Origin of the sequence: Trichococcus sp., assembly GCF_049589555.1 — a bacterium.
Classification (GTDB): Bacteria; Bacillota; Bacilli; order Lactobacillales; family Aerococcaceae; genus Trichococcus.
The window spans coordinates 1-4,301 of the sequence record NZ_JBAWAZ010000185.1 but is presented as its reverse complement, the minus strand read 5'-3'; the positions used below and the strand labels follow the sequence as shown (position 1 = coordinate 4,301).

Genomic DNA, 4,301 nt, shown 5'->3' with positions numbered 1-4,301 from the left:
ATCCGGTTTGGCCAATCGGCTCAACAAGCTGATTTCGCCGAAGTTGCTCATGCCCATTTCAAGCACCAACACTTCAGTGTCTTCCGGCATCTCCAGAATGGTCATCGGCATGCCGATTTCATTATTGTAATTGCCCTCCGTTTTGTGGACACGGAACCGGGCGGACAGGACGGCAGCAGTCATGTCCTTGGTGGTCGTTTTCCCGTTGCTGCCCGTGATTGCGACCACTTTTGGTTGGATCATATTCAGATAGGCTTCCGCCAATTTTTGCAAAGCCTCCAGCGTGTCATCCACGAGAATGACGGCAATATCTTCAGGCGCTTCCCCTGCTTCACGGCTCCATAAAGTTGCTGCCGCTCCGTTCTTGATTGCCGATTGGACATAATCATGACCATCCGTTTCCCCCTGCAAAGGCACAAACAAACTGTCGGGCGTTGCTTTACGGGAGTCGAAAACAACAGTATTTATTTCAGCAAAGCGATTAGCCGACGTATAGTCGATCGCTTCGACAGCTTTCACAACATCGATGATGCGTAATGGTTTCATATTTGGTTCCTCATTTCCAATTATTTCTCAGAAGCCCGATCTAAAAAAGGCCGTCCTTCCCTGGGTTCGCAGCAAGCATTCCATGCTTTTGGTGCTGCTGACGATCAGGGAAATCACGGCCTTTCATTCTTTATTCTACAAATTGATAGGATAGTTTTTCTTCATGGCGTTTCAAAGCCAACTGGATCAACTCTTCCACCAGATCACTGTACTTCAATCCTGTGTGTTCCCAAAGCAACGGATACATGCTGCGGGAAGTGAAACCAGGTAAAGTATTGACTTCATTGATGTAGATTTCATTATTTTTGGTCACAAAGAAATCACAACGGCTCAAACCGCTGCCGTCAAGCGCTCGGAAAGCGATCGTTGCATAATTCTGCAATTTGGCAGTGATTTCTTCCGGTAATTCAGCCGGAATCTGCAGCAATACTTCTTCATTGCCGTACTTCTCTTCGTAGTCATAGAAATCTTTGGTTTTAACGATTTCACCGGGTACGGAGGTATGAACATCGTCATTTCCCAATACCGCGATTTCGATTTCACGGGCTTCGATGCCTTGTTCAACGACCACGCGACGGTCATAGCGGAAAGCCGTTTCGATCGCTGCGGTCAACTCTTCAAGATTCGTAGCTTTAGAAATGCCGACGCTTGAGCCCATATTGGCTGGCTTTATGTACATCGGATAAATCAGGCTGCCTTCGCATTGGATGAAGATCTTCTCGCGGTCATTTTTCCAGTCGTTACGAGTAACGGCCACGTAAGGCACTTGCGGCAACCCTGCTTGTTGGAAAAGATGCTTGCTGACGATTTTGTCCATTCCGCTGGCGCTGGCAAGGACACCACAGCCGACATACGGCATATTCAGGACTTCAAAAAGCCCTTGCACCGTTCCATCTTCTCCGTTGGGGCCATGCAATACGGGGAAAATGACAGCATCCTCAGACTGGATGTCTGCAGGGGAAATAAGTTCGCCGTAGGATTTGCCATCTTGCGAATCAGCAAAACGCTTCTCGGAACCCGGCTCTAAATAAAGGTTCTCAGAGAATGCCACCGGTTCAGAAAGGGATTGCCCTTGAATCCATGCGCCTGCCTTGGTGATATAGACGGGCACAACTTCATAATAGTTGAAATAGATCGCCTTTATGATTGAATGTGCTGTCAGGATCGAGATATCGTGCTCAGCGCTCTTTCCGCCGTAAATCAAATAAATTTTCATCGAGAAATCCTCCGAATTTTTTGATAACTACCTTAATCAAGAAACATTGTACCATATTTATTTTTTACCTAAAACGATTTTTGTGAAAAGTGGCTTGGCCGCCCTCTTGCCGGGGCCAAGATAGCTGATTCCGGCTCAATGGATACAGAAAAAGCCTAAGTTCCGGCTTAGGCTTTCAATCAAAGTCTATGTCTATTTTCCACTCATTGCGTTCCATGTCATAACAGATGGTGCCCACCGAATCCTTTTCGTTGAAACGGCCGCCGATACTGGCGTAACGGTCTTCCGCGATGAACAATGGGATGCAGTATGTATTTTCTTCGACGCTCATCTGCCTGAAGGAGATTACGGCTCCTTCTTTGAAGATCGGAATGAATTCCTTCACGCGTTCGATCGGGAATGGCGCAATTTCTTTGTCTTTCTGATAAAAGCGCTTCTTCTCATTCACTTTTTCCTTCAACTTGACGGTGATGGCTTCGGCGAACAGCTCATGGAATTGCTCCAGGTAGCGATAGTACATTTTTATGAAGCCATTCGGCAACGTGAGGTAGATGTAGTTGTTTTGTAATTTATAATAGAACGGTGAGTGCAGGTGCGTATGCGCATGGGCGATATACAGGATCTCGGATATTTCGATCGGGGTGAGGAGATGCAACATATCCACATTCACAAAATCAATCCATTTTCCCATAGCGGCTTGATTGTCCGTCCCTTTTTGGAAGAACGCTTTTACGTTTTCTTGGCCTTTAATCACCTGAAAACCGGTATGATTATCATATGTTCCAATACTTTTTCTTCCGTCCACCAACAACAAGTTTTCCGGAAGCTTCCGGGCTAACTTTGTATAATCCTTCACCGCTATCCCTTTGCTCAAAACATAATTGCTGACTGTTTCATAATGAACATATAACATATCTTCGCTCATGAATGATCCCCCCCTTTCCGAAATATCCCTTATTATCATTCTACTACGTGCAAAACCGATTAAGGTATCAGTACCATGTTAATATTATTACAAATCCGTATCTTTTACAAAGATAATTTGCCTTTTTCCCCTATTTTTTTTCATAGCAACAAATTGAAAGGGTTTTCACATCAGAAACCGAACTTTATTTGTACAATTTGCATAAAATGTCCGAAAAAAAGAAGCTATTTACATAGCTTCTAATCGTTTGATTCGGTTTGCCGTTGAAGGGTGGGTCGAAAACAAGCCATCATTTTCTGCTTCGCCCTCCTTCATCCGTTTGAAAGGATTCACAATATAGAGCGAGGCACTGGCTGCATTCGCTGCCTCCATCGGGTCGCTTGTCGCTATTTTGATTAAAGCGGATTTCAGCCCTTCCGGATTGCGTGTGAACTCAATCGCACTCGCATCAGCCAGATATTCCCGGTTGCGGGACAGCGCCAGACGGATGATTGTGGCCACAAAAGGCGAAAGAACCAGGATCAGCAAGGAAAGGATCAGCAAAATGATGCCCAACCCTCCGCTGTTATCGCTTTTGCGTCGCCGGCCGCCGCCACCCCAGAACATCATCCGGGTACTGAATTGGGCCAAAAATGCGATCAGCCCCGCAATCGCCAAAGCGACAGTGGATAAGCGGATGTCATAGTTGCGGATATGCGCAAATTCATGCGCCAGCACACCCGTCAGTTCTTCCCGGTTCAGTTTCTTCAACAAGCCCGTGGTCACGGCGACAGATGCCTTTTCCGGCGAATTTCCGGCCGCAAACGCATTCGGGCTTTCATCCTCGATGATGAAGATTCTCGGAAAAGGCAACCGTGTCACGATCGTCATTTCCTCGACGATATTCCAAAGCATCGGGTATTGCGCCTTATCCGTTATTTCCTTGGCATTGTTCAGGCTCATGACCACTTGGGTGGATTGCGCCACCATGATGGCGACGTAGGCCACTCCGATGATCAGCGCCAGCGCGATGCCGGACAAAGCATTATCCCAATTCAGGTAACCGATGGCCGCCCCCAAAGCCGCAAACAGGAGAAAGAATAAGAATACGATCAGCACAGTGCGCCGTTTATTCTGCTCAATTTGTTGATGGAGCAAAGGTACTCACCAACTTTCCATCTAAATCATATTTTCTCAGAACGATACTTTCGGTACATTTTTTTCTTCTTCCGGGGTAGCCAAAACGACTTCCGGACGGAAACCATGGACACCTGCCACAACATTGCTCGGGAATGTCCCTAATTTGATGTTGTATTGCGTAACGCTGGAATTATACAATTGGCGCGCATAAGCGATCTTGTTTTCCGTCGCGGACAATTCTTCCTGTAATGCCAAGAAATTTTGGTTCGCCTTCAGATCGGGATACGCCTCTGCCAAAGCAAAAACGGTCCGCAATTGACTGGAGAGTTGATTGGACAGTTCCATCTTCTTGGCCGGATCTTCGGTTCCCATATCCGAAATCATGTTCCGCAAATTGATGACTTTTGTCAAGGTTTCCTGCTCATGTTTCGCATAGCCTTTGACTGTCTCAACGATGTTCGGGATCAGATCGTTCCTGCGTTTCAACTGGACATC

5 protein-coding genes are annotated in these 4,301 nt (G+C 46.5%); all 5 read right to left on the bottom strand.

What is annotated here, in order from left to right; genetic code table 11:
- Positions 1–546, bottom strand: a 546-nt coding sequence (locus WBV27_RS07200) for a Mur ligase family protein (protein ID WP_424200711.1), incomplete at its 3' end; no start/stop codon positions are given.
- Positions 547–676: 130 nt separating this feature from the next.
- Positions 677–1,762, bottom strand: a complete 1,086-nt coding sequence (locus WBV27_RS07195) for a D-alanine--D-alanine ligase (protein ID WP_086628970.1) — start codon at positions 1,760–1,762, stop codon at positions 677–679.
- Between the two features lie 175 nt (positions 1,763–1,937).
- A complete protein-coding gene (locus WBV27_RS07190; RefSeq protein WP_424200709.1) occupies positions 1,938–2,687 on the bottom strand; it encodes a hypothetical protein in 750 nt (249 codons plus the stop codon).
- Between the two features lie 228 nt (positions 2,688–2,915).
- A complete protein-coding gene (htpX, locus tag WBV27_RS07185) occupies positions 2,916–3,824 on the bottom strand; it encodes a zinc metalloprotease HtpX (RefSeq protein WP_424200707.1) in 909 nt (302 codons plus the stop codon).
- A 36-nt stretch (positions 3,825–3,860) separates the two neighbouring features.
- Positions 3,861–4,301: LemA family protein (locus WBV27_RS07180; RefSeq protein WP_424200705.1), on the bottom strand; the 441-nt coding region annotated here is incomplete at its 5' end.

Excerpts from the sequence above, each read along its gene's own strand:
- WBV27_RS07195 (WP_086628970.1), bottom strand. The coding sequence starts at position 1,762 with ATGAAAATTTATTTGATTTACGGCGGAAAGAGCGCTGAGCACGATATC.
- WBV27_RS07190 (WP_424200709.1), bottom strand. The coding sequence starts at position 2,687 with ATGAGCGAAGATATGTTATATGTTCATTATGAAACAGTCAGCAATTAT.